This is a genomic window from Paenibacillus sp. Soil750, assembly GCF_001428045.1.
GTDB lineage: Bacteria > Bacillota > Bacilli > Paenibacillales > NBRC-103111 > Paenibacillus_E > Paenibacillus_E allorhizoplanae.
This window is the reverse complement of sequence record NZ_LMSD01000042.1, coordinates 322,407-338,145: the sequence shown is the minus strand read 5'-3', so window position 1 is coordinate 338,145 and position 15,739 is coordinate 322,407. Positions and strand designations below refer to the sequence as shown.

The 15,739-nt window shown below is 46.4% G+C and carries 17 protein-coding genes; 11 read left to right on the top strand and 6 right to left on the bottom strand.

Annotation, left to right across the window (positions count from 1 at the left end; genetic code table 11):
* The first annotated feature begins 27 nt into the window (after positions 1–27).
* From ASL11_RS32405 to ASL11_RS32385, 5 genes are all read left to right on the top strand, one after another.
* Positions 28–1,143: a stalk domain-containing protein gene (locus ASL11_RS32405; protein ID WP_056624418.1), complete on the top strand. Its 1,116-nt coding sequence runs from the start codon at positions 28–30 to the stop codon at positions 1,141–1,143.
* Between the two features lie 138 nt (positions 1,144–1,281).
* Positions 1,282–1,602 carry an SPW repeat domain-containing protein gene (locus tag ASL11_RS32400; protein ID WP_056624415.1) on the top strand — a complete coding sequence of 107 codons (321 nt, stop codon included), beginning with the start codon at positions 1,282–1,284 and terminating at the stop codon, positions 1,600–1,602.
* Between the two features lie 194 nt (positions 1,603–1,796).
* Positions 1,797–2,345: a cysteine hydrolase family protein gene (locus ASL11_RS32395; protein WP_056624412.1), complete on the top strand. Its 549-nt coding sequence runs from the start codon at positions 1,797–1,799 to the stop codon at positions 2,343–2,345.
* Positions 2,346–2,412: 67 nt separating this feature from the next.
* The gene (locus tag ASL11_RS32390) at positions 2,413–3,858 is read left to right on the top strand and encodes a nicotinate phosphoribosyltransferase (RefSeq protein ID WP_056624745.1); all 1,446 of its coding nucleotides are present in this window, start codon (positions 2,413–2,415) and stop codon (positions 3,856–3,858) included.
* 120 nt (positions 3,859–3,978) lie between these two features.
* Entirely contained in the window at positions 3,979–4,818 is an 840-nt protein-coding gene (locus ASL11_RS32385; RefSeq protein WP_056624410.1) for an aldo/keto reductase, read from the top strand.
* Between the two features lie 73 nt (positions 4,819–4,891).
* On the opposite strand, the gene ASL11_RS32380 is transcribed toward ASL11_RS32385, so the two are convergent.
* Both ASL11_RS32380 and ASL11_RS32375 read right to left on the bottom strand, forming a co-directional pair.
* A complete protein-coding gene (locus ASL11_RS32380) occupies positions 4,892–5,683 on the bottom strand; it encodes a hypothetical protein (RefSeq protein ID WP_056624407.1) in 792 nt (263 codons plus the stop codon).
* 156 nt (positions 5,684–5,839) lie between these two features.
* Positions 5,840–6,052 (bottom strand): hypothetical protein, encoded by a 213-nt coding sequence (locus ASL11_RS32375; protein ID WP_157257133.1) that lies wholly within the window; start codon positions 6,050–6,052, stop codon positions 5,840–5,842.
* 202 nt (positions 6,053–6,254) lie between these two features.
* Here ASL11_RS32375 and ASL11_RS32370 point away from each other — a divergent pair, with 202 nt between their 5' ends.
* The 5 genes from ASL11_RS32370 (at position 6,255) to ASL11_RS32350 (ending at position 10,590) form a co-directional block, all read left to right on the top strand.
* Positions 6,255–7,202 carry an ABC transporter ATP-binding protein gene (locus ASL11_RS32370; RefSeq protein ID WP_056624404.1) on the top strand — a complete coding sequence of 316 codons (948 nt, stop codon included), beginning with the start codon at positions 6,255–6,257 and terminating at the stop codon, positions 7,200–7,202.
* Positions 7,199–8,302, top strand: coding sequence for an ABC transporter permease (locus ASL11_RS32365; RefSeq protein WP_056624401.1), 1,104 nt, complete (start codon positions 7,199–7,201; stop codon positions 8,300–8,302). Before ASL11_RS32370 ends, ASL11_RS32365 begins: the two co-directional genes overlap by 4 nt.
* A 125-nt stretch (positions 8,303–8,427) precedes the next feature.
* The gene (locus ASL11_RS32360; protein WP_056624397.1) at positions 8,428–9,018 is read left to right on the top strand and encodes a DUF1989 domain-containing protein; all 591 of its coding nucleotides are present in this window, start codon (positions 8,428–8,430) and stop codon (positions 9,016–9,018) included.
* A gap of 70 nt (positions 9,019–9,088) precedes the next feature.
* A complete protein-coding gene (locus ASL11_RS32355) occupies positions 9,089–9,715 on the top strand; it encodes a LysE family translocator (protein ID WP_056624394.1) in 627 nt (208 codons plus the stop codon).
* 101 nt (positions 9,716–9,816) lie between these two features.
* On the top strand, positions 9,817–10,590 hold the full coding sequence (locus ASL11_RS32350) for a YqcI/YcgG family protein (RefSeq protein ID WP_056624391.1): 774 nt from the start codon (positions 9,817–9,819) through the stop codon (positions 10,588–10,590).
* 7 nt (positions 10,591–10,597) lie between these two features.
* Here ASL11_RS32350 and ASL11_RS32345 read toward each other — a convergent pair whose 3' ends face one another.
* On the bottom strand, positions 10,598–11,932 hold the full coding sequence (locus tag ASL11_RS32345) for an amino acid permease (protein ID WP_082596035.1): 1,335 nt from the start codon (positions 11,930–11,932) through the stop codon (positions 10,598–10,600).
* Between the two features lie 88 nt (positions 11,933–12,020).
* Positions 12,021–12,659: a spore coat protein gene (locus ASL11_RS32340; RefSeq protein WP_056624390.1), complete on the bottom strand. Its 639-nt coding sequence runs from the start codon at positions 12,657–12,659 to the stop codon at positions 12,021–12,023.
* A gap of 109 nt (positions 12,660–12,768) precedes the next feature.
* Between ASL11_RS32340 and ASL11_RS38285 the strand changes: the two genes are divergently transcribed.
* Positions 12,769–13,017, top strand: a complete 249-nt coding sequence (locus ASL11_RS38285) for a Uma2 family endonuclease (protein ID WP_162261690.1) — start codon at positions 12,769–12,771, stop codon at positions 13,015–13,017.
* 42 nt (positions 13,018–13,059) lie between these two features.
* Here the strand turns inward: ASL11_RS38285 and ASL11_RS32335 are convergent, their stop codons facing one another.
* Positions 13,060–14,493, bottom strand: coding sequence for a SpoVR family protein (locus ASL11_RS32335; RefSeq protein WP_056624388.1), 1,434 nt, complete (start codon positions 14,491–14,493; stop codon positions 13,060–13,062).
* Complete coding sequence (yhbH, locus tag ASL11_RS32330) at positions 14,490–15,647, bottom strand: sporulation protein YhbH (RefSeq protein ID WP_056624384.1); 1,158 nt, start codon at positions 15,645–15,647, stop codon at positions 14,490–14,492. Before yhbH ends, ASL11_RS32335 begins: the two co-directional genes overlap by 4 nt.
* Positions 15,648–15,739 lie beyond the last annotated feature (92 nt).

Sequence of the window (15,739 nt, the reverse complement as noted above, 5' to 3'; positions counted from 1 at the left end):
CGATAACTCAGAAGGAGTGAATAGGAAATGAAAAAGAATCCTTGGAACATGTTGAAAATGGGTGTTGTTAGTTGTGCGGTGCTCGTAAGTTTGAGTGCTTCGGTACTGCCAGTTGCGAGCATTGCTTCAGCAGATACCGTTGTAGCTATATCGGCAACTACATCATCAGTACCCGTTGTCATTAAAGAAGTGGTGCTTACTTCCAAAAGTATAGACTTAACGACCAACATCAAAGTACCGCAGTTGAGCGGTATGTTGGATACGAAATACCAAGACGAACTAAATGACATTATTCTCTCACATGCGAACAAAGATTTAGCAAGCTGGGAAAAGGATGCTGCGGAGGCAGCTGCAGCAGCCAAAGATAAGGGATATACGTATCGTCCTTATGGCCTTACGATTGTCTACACTTTGAAATCGGATGGCAAAGGAAATCCATCAGGTGTTGTTTCTCTTACCGTTACTACGTACGGAGAAACGGGCGGCACTGGCATGCCGAGAGTGGATACGTATAATGTGCTGAATGCAGCAGCTGCTCAACGTGTAACGCTGCAGGATCTGCTTGGCGCAGACTACAAGGCAACGGTTGATGCAGGTGTTATTGCCAAGATGGAGGAGGAACCGCAATATTTCTTTAAAGATCAATTTAAAGGGATCTCCTCCGAGCAAGGCTTTTATGTAGAAAAAGGGGCAGCGGTTGTTGTATTCCCGAAATATGCGATTGCAGCTGGTGTCGCTGGAAGTCCAGAATTCCGTTTCATCTTGCCTAACGATCTGACAATTAAACCGAACCCTACTCCGCTGCCTGTTACCGACAAAGTGAAAGTGGATTTGGCTCCTGTTGATGTGGAACAGAATGAGGATGGTGTTACACTTGTTCCTTTCCGTAAAGTAGCTGAAGGTTTGGGCTACACCGTGAAATGGAATCAAGATACGTATGCGGCTGAACTATCGAAAGGTGCGCAGTGGACGAGTGTGAGTGTGGGGAAAGATAGCTATTTCTTTGCCAAAATGGCGCCAGTTGCGCTAGGAGCGGCTCCGGTCATTCTAAACGATACCCTTTATGTGCCTACTAAATTTGTGTCAGACATTTTAAAGGCCGATGTGACTATTGATTCGAAAGGTATTCATATCGCACAGTAATTGAGTGGGAAACATGAATAATCAGTAAAATAAGCCTTCAGTTGCCGATTTAGGTGATCTGGAGGCTTTTTTAACTAACACGTTGTTGTAAGCGTTTGCATATACTAGAACATCCCGCATGTAGGAGGTGTGATCGGTATGTATCTCAAAAATAGTTTGTCAGCACTCATGGGTCTCTGGTTTCTGATGACTCCTTGGGTGTTTGGATTTGGAGATGTAACCAATGCGCTTTTCACCTGTGCACTGTTCGGAAGTCTTCAATTCGTAAGTTCTATGCTAGCTTTAGGGAAAACGGGGAAGCATATGTGGCAGAACTGGGTTTGTGTCGGCAGTGGTGTCGTTTTTATCGTATTCCCAAATGTGTATCACCTATCTTTCATGGCTTTTTTCTCTTTCGTTGCACTTGGGTTTATGACGATTCTCATTAATTACGCTAATTTGTACCCAGATTCACAATAGATTTCTTGAAATACCTATTGATATGTGAATTTAATTATGTCATAATGAATTTATCGAAACGACAATATGAAACACGGAAAGAAATATGTAAAGATCAAATGCCTTAGCTGTTGTTCTACAGTTAGGCTTCTCTTTTTACTAGTTGATAAAGTCGTTATAATAATATTAAATATACATTATAAGGAGTGGTGAATATGAAAGCCTTCATTCTGATTGATTATACGGTGGATTTCGTAGTAGGCAAGCTGCCTTGCGGGGATCCCGCTATTGCCATAGAAGCTCGACTATGTGAGTTGACCAAAAGTTTTGTTATGGAAAAGGACTTTGTCGTTATGGCTGTTGATTTGCATGAGGAAGGAGATCCGTTCCATCCTGAGACGGCCTTGTTTCCACCTCATAATATACGTGATACAGATGGCAGGGAGCTCTTCGGTGGTTTAAAAGAAGTGCATGAAGCTCACAGCGCTGCGATCTATTGGATGGACAAAACGAGATACAGCGCGTTCTGTGGAACAGATCTAGAACTGCAGCTGAGAGCTAGAGGTATTCAGGAGCTTCACCTGGCTGGTGTATGTACAGATATCTGTGTCTTACATACAGCGGTGGATGCGTATAATAAAGGTTTCTCCCTCGTCATTCATGAGGATGCGGTTGCCAGCTTTGATGCAGAAGGCCATGCGTGGGCATTGAGACATTTTGAAAAGACGCTAGGGGCTAAAGTTGTTCATGGTTGGAAAAATTAAGTAAAATGAGATTGTGGAGATGAATGGATGTAGGATGGGGAGGATGAAGGCAATGAATTGGCAAACCATGAATGCGATGAATAACTTAACGCTGCATACCGATAAATATCAAATTAACATGATGTACGCCCACTGGTTACAAGGGACACATACGGAGAGAGCTGTGTTCGAGGTGTACTTCCGCAAGCTGCCTTTTGATGGGGGTTATGCGGTCTTCGCGGGGCTGGAGCGGGTGATTCATTATGTGCAAAATTTGCATTTCGGCGAGGAAGAAATTGCTTATTTGCGTGAGCAAGAGGAGAACTACAAGGAAGAGTTTCTAGAAGCGTTGAGGGCCTTTTCGTTCAAAGGCGATATCCAAGCCGTTCCCGAGGGAACGCTTGTCTTCCCGAATGTGCCGCTTGTTCGGGTGATCGGAAGCATATTCGAAGCGCAATTGGTTGAGACGACGATCCTCAACTTCGTGAACTTCCAGACGCTCATCGCGACGAAAGCCTCGCGCATGAAAGGCGTTGCTCCGCACGATGTGCTGATGGAGTTCGGTACGCGCCGCGCCCAGGAGGCTGACGCCGCCATCTGGGGCGCAAGAGCCGCTTATATCGCGGGGTTCCACGCGACATCGAACCTAAGAGCTGGGATGCTGTTCGGCATCCCAACCAAGGGCACGCACGCACACGCGTGGGTGCAGGCCCACGACACGGAAGCGGACGCCTTCCGTGCGTATGCCGAGGCCCTGCCCGAGCAGGTCACGCTGCTCGTAGATACCTACGACACGCTGCGTAGCGGCGTGCCGAATGCGATTGCGACGGCGCGGCAGCTCGCGAGCCGCGGCAAGCGCTTGAACGCCATTCGCCTCGACAGCGGCGATTTGGCGTATCTATCCCAGCAGGCGCGGCGCATGCTGGATGAGGCGGGCTTTCCGGAGGTGAAGATTGTGGCATCCAATGACTTGGATGAGCACATCATCGCCGGGCTGAAAGCCCAAGGGGCTAAGATCGACAGCTGGGGCATCGGCACCCAGCTGATTACGGCAGCCGACCAGCCGGCGCTGGGCGGGGTGTATAAGCTTGTTGCCCGTGAGAAGGATGGCGCGCTCGTGCCGGTCATTAAGATTTCGGGCAACCCAGAGAAGGTGACGAATCCGGGCTTCAAGGAAGCCTACCGGATTATGAACTTGGCGACGGGCAAAGCGGAAGCTGACTATTTGGCATTACAGGACGAGGTGGATATTCGGGAAGGGCAGCGAATTAAGCTATTCGACCCCATCCATCCGTATCTGTTCAAATATATCGAGAATTATGAGGCCGTTCCGCTTTTGAAGCCAATCTTCGAAGCGGGTGAGCTAGTCTATGAATTGCCAACCTTGGATCGTATTCGTGACTACCATGCTGAGCAAATGCAGACCGTTTGGCCGCAATATTTACGGATGCTGAATCCCGAGGTATATCGCGTTAATTTGAGCGCTGCCTTGTGGCAGCTGAAAATGGATTTAATTCATGCGCATCAGGACTAAGGAGTCTTGATGCCATCAAACGCAGGATTTTGGAATATCCGACTTCGGTGGTATGATTAATAGGAGCTACACGGTAAAGATGCGCTCATTCTAATCTTATTCCGATGGAGGTTATGACGAATGTCTACGAAAGCGAATCAAGCATTTACAGCAGGAGTTACACTCAATAATGGTGTACATATGCCTTGGCTGGGTCTCGGCGTTTATAAAAGCAAGGAAGGTCAAGAGGTCATCGGAGCGGTTCAGACCGCTTTGCAATTAGGCTATAGAAGCATTGATACGGCAGCGGTTTATCGCAACGAAGAAGGTGTTGGCCAAGGTCTGCGTCAAAGCGGTGTACCGCGTGATGAGATTTTCGTAACCACGAAGGTGTGGAACGCGGATCAAGGTTACGAGTCTACGCTGCAAGCGTTTGAAGCGAGCCGCAAACGACTTGGTTTGGAGACGATTGATTTGTATTTGGTGCACTGGGCCGTCTCCGCAACGTACCGCGAAACGTGGAAAGCGCTGGTCCATCTTTACAACGAAGGGCATGTTCGTGCGATTGGCGTGAGTAATTTCCAAATCTCTCATTTGGAGCATGTCATCGATGATACCGGCGTAGTGCCTGCGGTTAATCAAGTTGAATATCATCCGGAACTGTCGCAAAAGGAGCTGCTCACGTATACCCGTGAACACGGCATCCAATTGGAAGCGTGGAGCCCGCTTATGCAGGGCAAGTTGAACCAGCCTGAATTGGCGCAGCTTGCGACTAAATACGGCAAATCAGCAGCACAAATTGTGTTGCGTTGGGATATCCAGCATGGTGTCGTAACGATTCCGAAGTCTGTGACAGAGCATCGTATTCGAGAGAATGCGGACATTTTCGATTTTGAGCTGAGTGCTGAGGATATGGCTTTGGTGGATGCTTTGAATGTCAACAAGCGTATCGGTCCAGATCCGGATCATGTGACGTTCTAGTTTGATTCCATAGAGGAAGAGGAAGCTCCTGATTGTACGGGGTTTCCTCTTTTTTGTTTGATCCTCCCTCCGCTTATTTCAACAAAGCTATCATCTGATACACCTCGCGGTGGTCACCTGGCAGTAAGAAATTCGCGACTTTCAGTTGAGAGGAACCATCGCCGTCAAGAAAAAGCCCATCGACCAACTGCTTCTCCCCTACTTGCTCTTGTACGGCTGTACGGAACTCTTCGCCCGTACAAGGGGTAGGCGCAACCACCAGATACACGTTGTTCATTCGATCATACACAATACCAGATCGCATGCGCTTCTCGTTAATGACAGGCATTTCTTCTGAAATGGCTTGCTCGGCCCATCCCATTGGATTCGTAAGCCCCATGCTTACGCCTCCCTGCGCCCAATATCGGGTGCGATCCAGCACATGTAACTCACTTGCATTTTCGACAATTTGGACGGTAAAGGTCTGCGCCTTCTCATCCCACACAAGTGTACCTCGTTTGCGATCCGTATTGTACCAGCCTGAGCCGTAGTCGCCAGGTTGCCCCTTAACAGGCTGATCATTGGTCACTGCGATGCTTAGCAGATACCCCTGCCAGAAAAATCCGCCATTAATCCCATTGTCCTGCCGATCGGTCACATTCGCTGTAATGGCTTTGAGTCCTATGTTTTCAGGAGTAGTTTGAATGACGTGCAGAAGGACACCGTTCGTCGCAGGCTTAATGCTATACTCGGCACTTGCTTTTGGAGGCGGTTGTGAGGTAGTGTGAAGGCCCCAAATTAAGGTCCATACGAAACTGATAATCACGATAAGTAGATAGATTAGTAGCTGAGCAGCATGCGCTTTGAAAAGGCGAATAAGGTACATAGATTTCTCCATCCCAGCTGTAGTAGCTTCCTTCATTTCTATTAGTCTATGAAAAGAGTAGGAGAGTTATGCCTATTTATCTACGAAAAAAAACGCTTACGAAGGAATCTACCATTCGTAGGCGTTTTTTCTGAAACATCTATGTAGCGACAAGAATTAGAAAATAGGTATGCGCGCCTTATTCCCATCTGTAGCATATAAAATGGCTTCTGAACTAAATAAATCTACACGCTCTAACGAATTAACTAAATTCATGGTGGTGAATTTGTTATGGCGAAGTGCGTTGATCAAAGAGGGAATTAACTTATGGTCCGTGCCGACGAAATTAACGGAAATCGGCTTCTTATTAAATAAAATATTCATTCTCACTTCAACACATCTCCTTCTGATTTTGTTTGCTAAGTAGATATTAAGATTATCATATCTTTCTCAATAAGTTCGTCGATTGGCGTTGTCGGAATTCCACTAGTTCTGTCAGTAGATATTTCATAGTGGTGTTGGACGGCGTATCTGTTTATTTTGTATGATAGGGGGAGTTACGTAAAATTTGGAAACGGAGGGGGCTAGCTTTATGGAGTCTTCACACATTGTTATTGAAGCGGATGGCTTAATTAAAAATTATGGGTCCTTCCAAGCTGTGCGAGGCGTTAATTTCCAGGTCTATCAAGGCGAGGTATTTGGTTTGCTTGGTCCTAATGGTGCCGGAAAAACGACAACGATGGAAATGATCGAAGGGCTGCGGAAGCCTGACGGCGGACGTGCTATTGTGGCTGGATTTGATACACAGAAGGATTTGGGTAAGGTCAAGGAAGTCATTGGTGTTCAATTGCAATCAACTTCGTTATTCGAGTTGTTGACCGTAGAGGAAATTATGAGGATGTATGCCAGCTTCTATCCGAGTTCTGTTCCTATTGGACCGCTTTTAGAAGATATGACGTTGGTTGATAAAAAGAACGGCCGTGTCAAGCATCTGTCCGGTGGGCAAAAACAACGGCTAGCCATTGGTCTAGCGCTTTTGAATGATCCCAAGGTCATCTTCTTAGATGAGCCTACGACAGGGTTAGATCCGACAGCCAGACGAACGCTGTGGGAGATCATTTTGAAGCTGAAAGAGCGAGGCAAAACGATTGTGCTGTCCACGCATTATATGGAGGAAGCGCACGTGCTTTGTGATCGTATTTGTTTAATGGATCAAGGGAAAGTCGTCGCATTAGATACACCCCGTAATCTTGTGTGCAGTTTGCAATCAGATAGCGCGATTGAGTTTAGACTGCAAGATTTGGCGGAAGCGGACAAAGAATCGGTTGTCGAGGAGCTTCACGATATTCGTGAAGTCAAGGGCATCGACGTACGTAAGGATGTGTTCGTCCTTTATACAGATAAGCTACAGGAATCGCTCATTGATCTTGTAGAGAAAAGCGCTGGCGGCAGATGGCAATTGGCAGACTTGCAGACGCGAACGGCTACGCTGGAAGACGTGTTTATTTCCATGACCGGAAGGAGCTTGAAAGAAGAATGAATGCTTATATCCAATTGACGCTAAGCCAGCTTCGGTTTTTTGTCCGGAATCGACAAGTACTCATATTCACCTTGTTCATGCCACTTTTCTTCATGATTATGCTCGGTTCCTTTCTCGGAAAGGGAAATGATATCATCGTCGATGGCGTTGTCATTGATCAGGATCAAAGTGCAGAATCCAGGATCATGGTGGAGGCGCTGCAAGCAAATAGTATTTTGAAACTAAAGCCCGCGGATGACATGGATAAGTCGTTAGAGCAGCTGAAGCATGGGGATCAGAAGTTAGTCGTCGTTATTCAGAAAAATTACGGGCAAGCAGTTGGGCTGAAAGGAGCAGATAGCTCGAAGGCCAGCTTCCTTCAGGTTTATTATGATCAAACGAACCAACAGAGTGCACAGATCGGTTTGCAAACAGTAGGTCAAGTGGCGGATGGCGTTTCCAAGCAAATGTCCAACTATATGCCGATTGTTAAAATTGAACCGGTTGGCGTGCAAGCTTTGCAGCTTCGCTACATCGATTTCCTTGTACCGGGTATTCTGGCGATGATGATCATGACCAACAATCTAAATGGCGTTTCGGGACAAATTGCTTCATGGCGTGAGCGAGGTGTGCTGCGACGCATGCAAAGTACACCGCTGAAAGCGTCGACGTTCATCGCTGCGCAGATTACTGCACGCCTTGTGATGAACACGGCGCAGGCCTTGATCGTACTTCTTGTCGGTGCTTTAATTTTTGGAACGCAGGTGAACGGCTCATGGTGGCTGCTTTTGCTGTTCGTTGTCATGGGAACGTTGACGTTCATGTCGATCGGCTTCATTATCGCTGGTTTGGCCAAAACCCCAGAAAGCGTAGGGCCGATTTCTGGTTTAATCTCTTTCCCGCTGATGTTCTTGGGCGGCGTGTTCTTCTCCGTGTCCAGCATGCCGGAGTTCTTGCAGCCGATCGTGAAATCGATCCCGATCACTCAACTCAGCACTGCTCTTCGGCAGATTATGAATGTGGGCGCAGGCATCGGGGATCTGTGGCAGGAAGGGCTGATGCTGGCCATCTGGCTGGTCGTATCGTTTATTGTGGCGACGTTTACGTTTAAGTGGGAGTAGCTAACTGAAAGCCCAATCTCTCTGAGATTGGGCTTTTTGCTGGGAGTAATAGCAAAATTTATCATAAATCCATAAACGATAAGCCATACTGTAAGGGGAACTTACCTATAAGCAGGAGGACTTGAATGAGTAAACAGCAATGGCAAATTCCAGCTACAGAGGGTCACGGTTTCCAGCTCAAGAAGGGCCAAGTGATTCGAGTTACCGATGTAGAGGGAGAACAAGTTGCCGACTTTGTGGCTTATCGTGAGGATGATATCAGCGAGCGGCTTGACCCTAGCGTTACGATGGACGCTTTACATGCAATGAAAGTGAAACCCGGCGATATGATCTACTCTAATAAATATACCCCTATGCTCACGATTATTAGGGATACGGTAGGACAGCATGATTGGATTAACTCGGCCTGTCGGCCTGAAATGTATGAGCTGCTTTACAATAAGCGAGACCACACCAGCTGTTATATGAACTTAAATGCAGCTCTGGCCCCATTTGAGATCCCTGCCCCAGATCAGCATTATCCCTTTAATATATTTATGAACACCATCATTCAGCCATCTGGACAAATTAGTGTTGAGAAGCCTCTATCTAAAGCCGGAGATTATATCGAGCTTCGTGCAGAAATGGATCTGGTTGTGGCTATATCTGCTTGTCCCTGCGCAGAAAGTCTCTGCAATGGATACAAATGTACACCTATTCGCGTTGACATCATTTGATCTTCTAATGGACTAGCGTCTCTCATACACTAACTTGTACAAGTTAGTGCTATTCAGGGGGGCGAAGTCTATGGATGCTTTTATTACTTATCTGTTTCTTGGCATTTCGTTATCGGCTCCAATCGGTCCAATTAACGCTGCTCAACTCGACAAGGGAGCCAGATTTGGCTTTACTGCGGCGTGGTTGATCGGATTGGGCGCGATGTGTGCCGATTTGTTGTATATGCTGCTGATTTATTTTGGTTTGGCCCATTTCTTAACCACTCCGTTTATGAAAACATTTCTATGGTTGTTTGGCTGTTTTGTACTTATCTACACAGGCGTGGATACGCTAAGAAACGTGAAGATAACCAAGGAAGCCAGCCCCCGCGAGGCCCAATCCAGCGTAAGTTCCTTCCGTTCCGGATTTATTATGGCTCTTACCAATCCGCTAAATATCTTATTTTGGCTAGGCATTTATGGCTCTATTTTAGCCGAAAGCGTACAAAATTATGGCCTTACCCAGGTGCTTTGGCATACCTCCGGTATCTTTGCAGGTATTCTTCTGTGGGATGTTGCTATGGCTACGCTCGCCAGCTCCTTTCACAAGTTCGGGAATCGCACAGTCTTGCAAATTATTTCTGTCATAGCTGGACTTTCTCTCATTGGCTTCGGTATTTACTTTGGCTATCAAGCCTATAAGCAATTATTGAGTTAGTCAGAGGTTTGCCTAGTCCAATATACCTCCTACCGGGATACTCACCTATCTAATTTCCTTCGCATAGTATGCTTCGTACTTACGAAGGAGGTTATTACGACATGGGTGTTTTATATGCCAAAAACTGGCTTGATACACATATGACTACCCTTGCCGCATGGCAACAGGATGCCTTCCGCCAATTCGGCAATATGATTGCAGATCCAAGCAATACGTACCCTTGTATTCCCGGCCGTCAAGGCTTCCTTACCAATAACCTTCGCTTTGGCTTTGCGGCAGATCCGAGATCAGAGCAAGCTGCCCTTGACGTCGTCCAGCTCCTGCAAGCTTATGGCCGATGCTCACAGGAGACAGGGAAATTCGCCTCGCTCGTTATCTTTTTCCACACACCAGCAGACATGCTGAATAGCTTCTCGGTAGAAGACTACGAGGAGCTATTTTGGTCTGTTCTAAGTAGGGTTAGCGCCAATGACACGGCACCATGGCCTGAACATATATCAAAGGATCCATCACACCATTCATGGGAGTTTTGTTGTGATGGGCAGCCTTATTTCTCTTTTTGCGGAACACCTGCCCATGTGGATAGAAAGAGCCGAATGTTCCCACATTTCCTCATTGCTTTCCAGCCGCGATGGGTCTTTGAAGAAATCAACGATTCTACCCCTTTTGGACGCAATATGAAAAAGCGCATTCGCCAAAAGTTAGAGGCCTATGACGGTATCCCCGCACATCCTTCTCTGAAATGGTACGGGCAAGAAGATAACCAAGAATGGAAGCAATACTTCTTGCGTGATGACGAAAGCGTCCCTTCTAAATGTCCGTACACGTTTATGAAAAATAAACTAAAAGCCGTAGGCGTACTATTTCATAAATAGGATATCGTTACGCAGGCTCTCTTCGTTCAGATCTATGCTTCGTCCACCATGTAATTAGGATAATCACCATGACGATAAGAAGGCTAGTCCAGAACCCCGGTCTACCGGATTTCTCCAAGAGTGAACCCGTTATTGCTGCCATGATTAGAAGGATAGCGGTCCAAGATTTTAGTTGTCCGCTAAGTCTCGGCCGAAGTTGTTTCAGATAGGATGCGACGATTAGTAACCACGTATATAGGAGCACCAAGCCCCCAGCTGTGGTTATATGTTCAAAGATTTGGCTTGGCATCACTAGTGCTAAGACGATAGAAACAGATAGCCCGATCGTATTCACACCTAGTGCATACAGTGGTAATTGCTTTTTGCCTTTCCTATTGGCTAGCCATGGCGGGGCATCACCGCCTTCCGCTAAAGCAACCAGCATCGTAGATACGCCGTATAGCGAGGCAACGAGAATAGAAAATCCTGCAATAATCAGAACGCCATTCATCAAGTGCTCGAGAATAGGCAATCCCATGATGTTCAGAGCGAGAAGCAGGGGGCTTATATCAGGTGTTAACTGCTCTTTGGTCATAAAAAGAAGCGCTAAAGTAAGAGATAACACATAGAGGACCGTGATCGTAAGCAGCATAACTCTTCCAGCCTTAGAGGCTTCTTTGGGATTTTGCAAATGGATAGCCATAAAGCCCATGACTTCTATACCGCTAAACGCATAAAACGCATACAAAAGTCCTTTCCATGCGCCTGTCCAACCTGAACTAAACCAATGGGTCGTGCTGCCTTGAATGGTGTTTATGCCATGGCTTCCTTTGAAGAAAACGATGCCTGCAATGGCGATGAATAGAAATACGGCTCCCATTTTAACGATAGCGCATATATTCTCAGTTTTGTTAATTCCTTTCGAACCAAGGATAACAACGAGGAGGGCAAGGAATGAGTAGATAGCGGTCAACAACCAGAGTGGCAGGTTAGGAAACCAGAATTGTGTGAAAATTCCTATTGCCGTTAAGGAACTGCCGAGAATGAGCATTTCTGAGGACCAATATAACCATCCCACGCCAAATCCTGCCCAGCGGCCATATGCTTCCCTCACATAATTTCGAAAAGACCCCTTTTCAGGGTTGGCAGCCGTCATCTGTGCTAAGTCATCATATACAAATAAGGTGGCTAGTGCTGCCAATAAAAATATGACGACAACCAGAAACCCACTCTTCTGAATGGCGATGCCAGAACCTAGGAAGAAACCTGTTCCAATGGTGCAGCCAATTCCAAATAAAGTTAACTGCCACCAGGATAGCTTGTTCGTGTTGTCGTCATTGTTCATATGCCGCAAAGTCACCATAAGTGATTGACCTCCATATTCCTCGCTAAAAGATGAGAAAGCCCAAACAGCGGCCGTTGGGCCGATGCTGGGCTATTCAAGCTGCAAGCTAGTGCACAGACGTTGCTGCTCTGTTATTGGGCGGCATTTGTGGCGCCGCGGTTGCGGGGACGAATGCTGTTAACATGCTTTGCATATCGGACGCTTCTAATTGTGGCACCTGGTAGTAAGCAAGTCTATTTTGATAAAGGAAGATTTCGTAAGCCATTTCTATGAAATTTTGTACCTGAGAGGCTAATACACGCCGAACAACGGGATTCGTCACTTCCACGGCTGTCATGGTTAGCAACGACGCATGCGTTTTGATCAGACCTAGCATATGCCCGCTTATTCCGGCATCCTTCACATCAGCGAGCGATTGGTTAGGCTTTTTCGGCACCGTTGGCTTAATGCCGTAGATTGGCTCCGATAATTGCCTAATCATATACGTGGACGTTTCTTGGCTTGGCTTAAGCCCGGTTGTGAAACACTCAGCGGTTAAATTGTACTGGGCAAGTGTGAACTGGTATTGACGATCCAGAATGTCCAACAGTTCGCTGTCTTGTACAAACTGTCTAAACATCATGAATTGGTCCAGCACATTGATGGTACAGGCCAACACTTCATGTAAATCGAAAAGCTCATGACCGCCGTGGTTTGTGTTCGGCGTAGTTTGCGTTTGATAATTGGGCTGTATTTCCTGTTGCATGACGAAGTCTCCTTTGGGGTTGAGGTAAAGTAACTTCGTTAATGTTAGTCTTAGTTCGTTGGTTTATACATGGCTAGTGTAACATGTACCCGACTCCGACATCATTATTGTGGGAGAGCTTTATTATGCTCTCAGGACTTTTTTACATAATCGGAATTGCTTTGTTTTCGTGGCTCCATTTGATGTGTTTTTTAGTGAAACTGAAGATTACGAGTCGCCCGATCACGTCACCCAACCCGATCTCTCGGTGGTTTGCTCGAAGGATCAGATTTCAAAAAGTGGCTACCAAGGTGCTCCAACAATAATCATTGAAGTGCTATCCGCTTCTACCGCATTAAATGAATTTAATTTAGAATAAATGCACAACCAAAAGCCCAACCCCTCGGGGTTGGGCTTTCTCTTATAGAAACCTCCGATGATGCTTTTTCCCATCAAAGCTAAACAACACCGGCTTATCTTCTACCATCGTATGCATATGAATGGTCTTACCCCACAGCTTATAAATATACGGCAGCGTCCGCTCGACATATTTCAGATCCAGCTCCACACCTTCAAAAGCATGCTTCAGATACAACTCCCCGTTGCGCTGGTAGTCGCCATCCTCAACAACGATGTAAGGGAATCCTCCATTTACTCTGGAGTAAATGAGCTGATCCCGCGTATTTTCCCATGTTTTGTCTGTGATTTTCCACTCAGGGCCTTTCTTCTCAAATACGTACAGATCTAACTCTTCAACAAGTGGTTTATTCAAATAGTTGCGGATAAACGAGGTATCAGATTCATATTCACGAACTTCGAAGATTTTCTTCCTGCCTTGCCCAGGCTTCCGCCCGAATCTGCGGATTTCTTCATCGGTTGGAGCATCCCAATGCTTTTCGATGTCTTCAAATATTTTGACACCCAGATAATAAGGATTTAAGGAATGGCGAGAAGGAACGACGACGGAGGAGTTCAGCTTGGAGTACTCGATCGTTTCTTCCTCGGTCAAATCCAACTCACGTAGGATATGTTGATGCCAGTAGGAGGCCCAGCCTTCGTTCATGATTTTGGTTTCGAGCTGCGGCCAGAAGTAGAGCATTTCATCACGCAGCATGGTCAGGATATCTCGTTGCCATTCTTCCATATAAGGGGCATTTTCCTCTATAAAAAGAAGGAGATCCTTCTCCGGCTTCGGTGGAAAACGCTTCGTATCTTCTTTATCCAAGGAGACAATAGGCTTGTTTCGACTATCTAAGTCCCATAAATCCTCATACCCGTATGTGGCTTCGCCTCGAACGGTTGGTGTAGCTGCCTTGTTATTTTCTTGGCGTTTGCGAGTCTGACCATACGTTAGCGTTAGTACAGGGTCAATGTGCTCTTGGATGGCGAGAACGGCATCTATGAATTGTTCGACCTCATCGATTCCATGCTCTATTTCATATTGGCGGATGCGTTCAGCCGTAGCGGACATGCTCTCGACCATGTTGCGATTTGTTTTGGAGAAGCGTGCGTTATTTTTGAAAAAGTCGCAGTGGGCAAGCACGTGCGCGACAATGAGCTTATTCTGAATCAGCGAATTTCCGTCTAAAAGGAAGGCGTAGCACGGGTCCGAATTGATGACCAATTCGTAAATTTTACTAAGTCCAAAATCGTACTGCGTTTTCATGCGATGAAAATTTTTACCAAAGCTCCAGTGACTGTAGCGTGTCGGCATCCCATAGGCACCGAAGGTGTAAATAATTTCTGCCGGACAGATTTCGTACCGCATGGGAAAGAAGTCGAGCCCAAAGCCTTTCGCGATCTCCGTGATTTCATCAATAGCATATTCCAGCTTTTGGATTTCGGATTTACTCACTGTGCAGGCACTCCTTCCTGTTTGGTAAAAAAGGTTTTCAACGCTTTATACACTTCACCTTTTTCACGGATGACATAATGCAAGAATTTCGGATTGTTGATATGGCGGAAAGCGGACATCAGCGTTGAACTGCGGTTATATTGATTCACTTCCCCGTAGCCAAACATGTTCGAACGCTCCATTAATTGTGTAATCAGCTTCACACAGCGCTCGTTATCGGAAGTTAAATTATCTCCGTCCGAGAAATGGAAGGGATAAATATTGAACTGAGAAGGGGGGTACCTTTTATCAATAATATCAATGGCAGTTTGATAAGCTGAGGAGCAGATCGTGCCCCCACTTTCGCCTTTCGTGAAAAACTCTTCCTCTGTCACCTCTTTGGCTTCGGTATGATGCGCGATGAACACAATCTCAACGTTCTCGTATTTCGTGCGCAAGAAGCGGGTCATCCAGAAAAAGAAGCTGCGGGCTATGTACTTCTCGAAGGAGCCCATGGAACCAGAGGTATCCATCATGGCAATGATGAGCGCATTGGAGTGCGGTTTTTCGATTTCTTCCCATGTTTTGAAACGCAAATCATCTGGTGAAATATGATGGATACCCGGCGAGCTGCCTCGCGAATTGCGGCGCATATTTTCGAGGATCGTCCGTTTCTTGTCGATGTTGGACATGATCCCTTTTTTACGAATATCATTGAAAATAACTTCGGTGGATGTCATATTCCGCTTCTCTTTTTGCTGCAAATTCGGCAGCTCGAGCTCGGAGAACAGCATCGCTTGCAGCTCTTCCATACTCACTTCGGCTTCGTAATAATCCTCGCCAGCTTGATCGCCAGCGCCTTCACCTTTGCCTGGACCTTGGGCAGGCTGCGGGTCTGTTCCAAGTACATCACCAACCTGTGAATCACCGTCGCCTTGACCGACATGCTTGCCTTTGTTGAAGTTGTATCGGAAGCGATATTCGTCTAAGCTTTTTATCGGTACCTTCACGACTTGTTTACCATTGGACATGACAATGCTTTCGTCTGTAACCAAATCAGGAAGGTTCTGTTTAATCGCATCTTTGACCTTCTCTTGATGTCTGGTTTGATCTTGGTATCCTTTGCGGTGGAGTGACCAATCCTCTTTGGAAACGATAAATAAGGGCTCTGTCATGGGGACACCTCCTTGGCGTTTATGATAAGCAGAACGCTAATCAGACATAGGGAATAAAGCTTGTTATTAAATATATTCAAGTATGTGGGGGA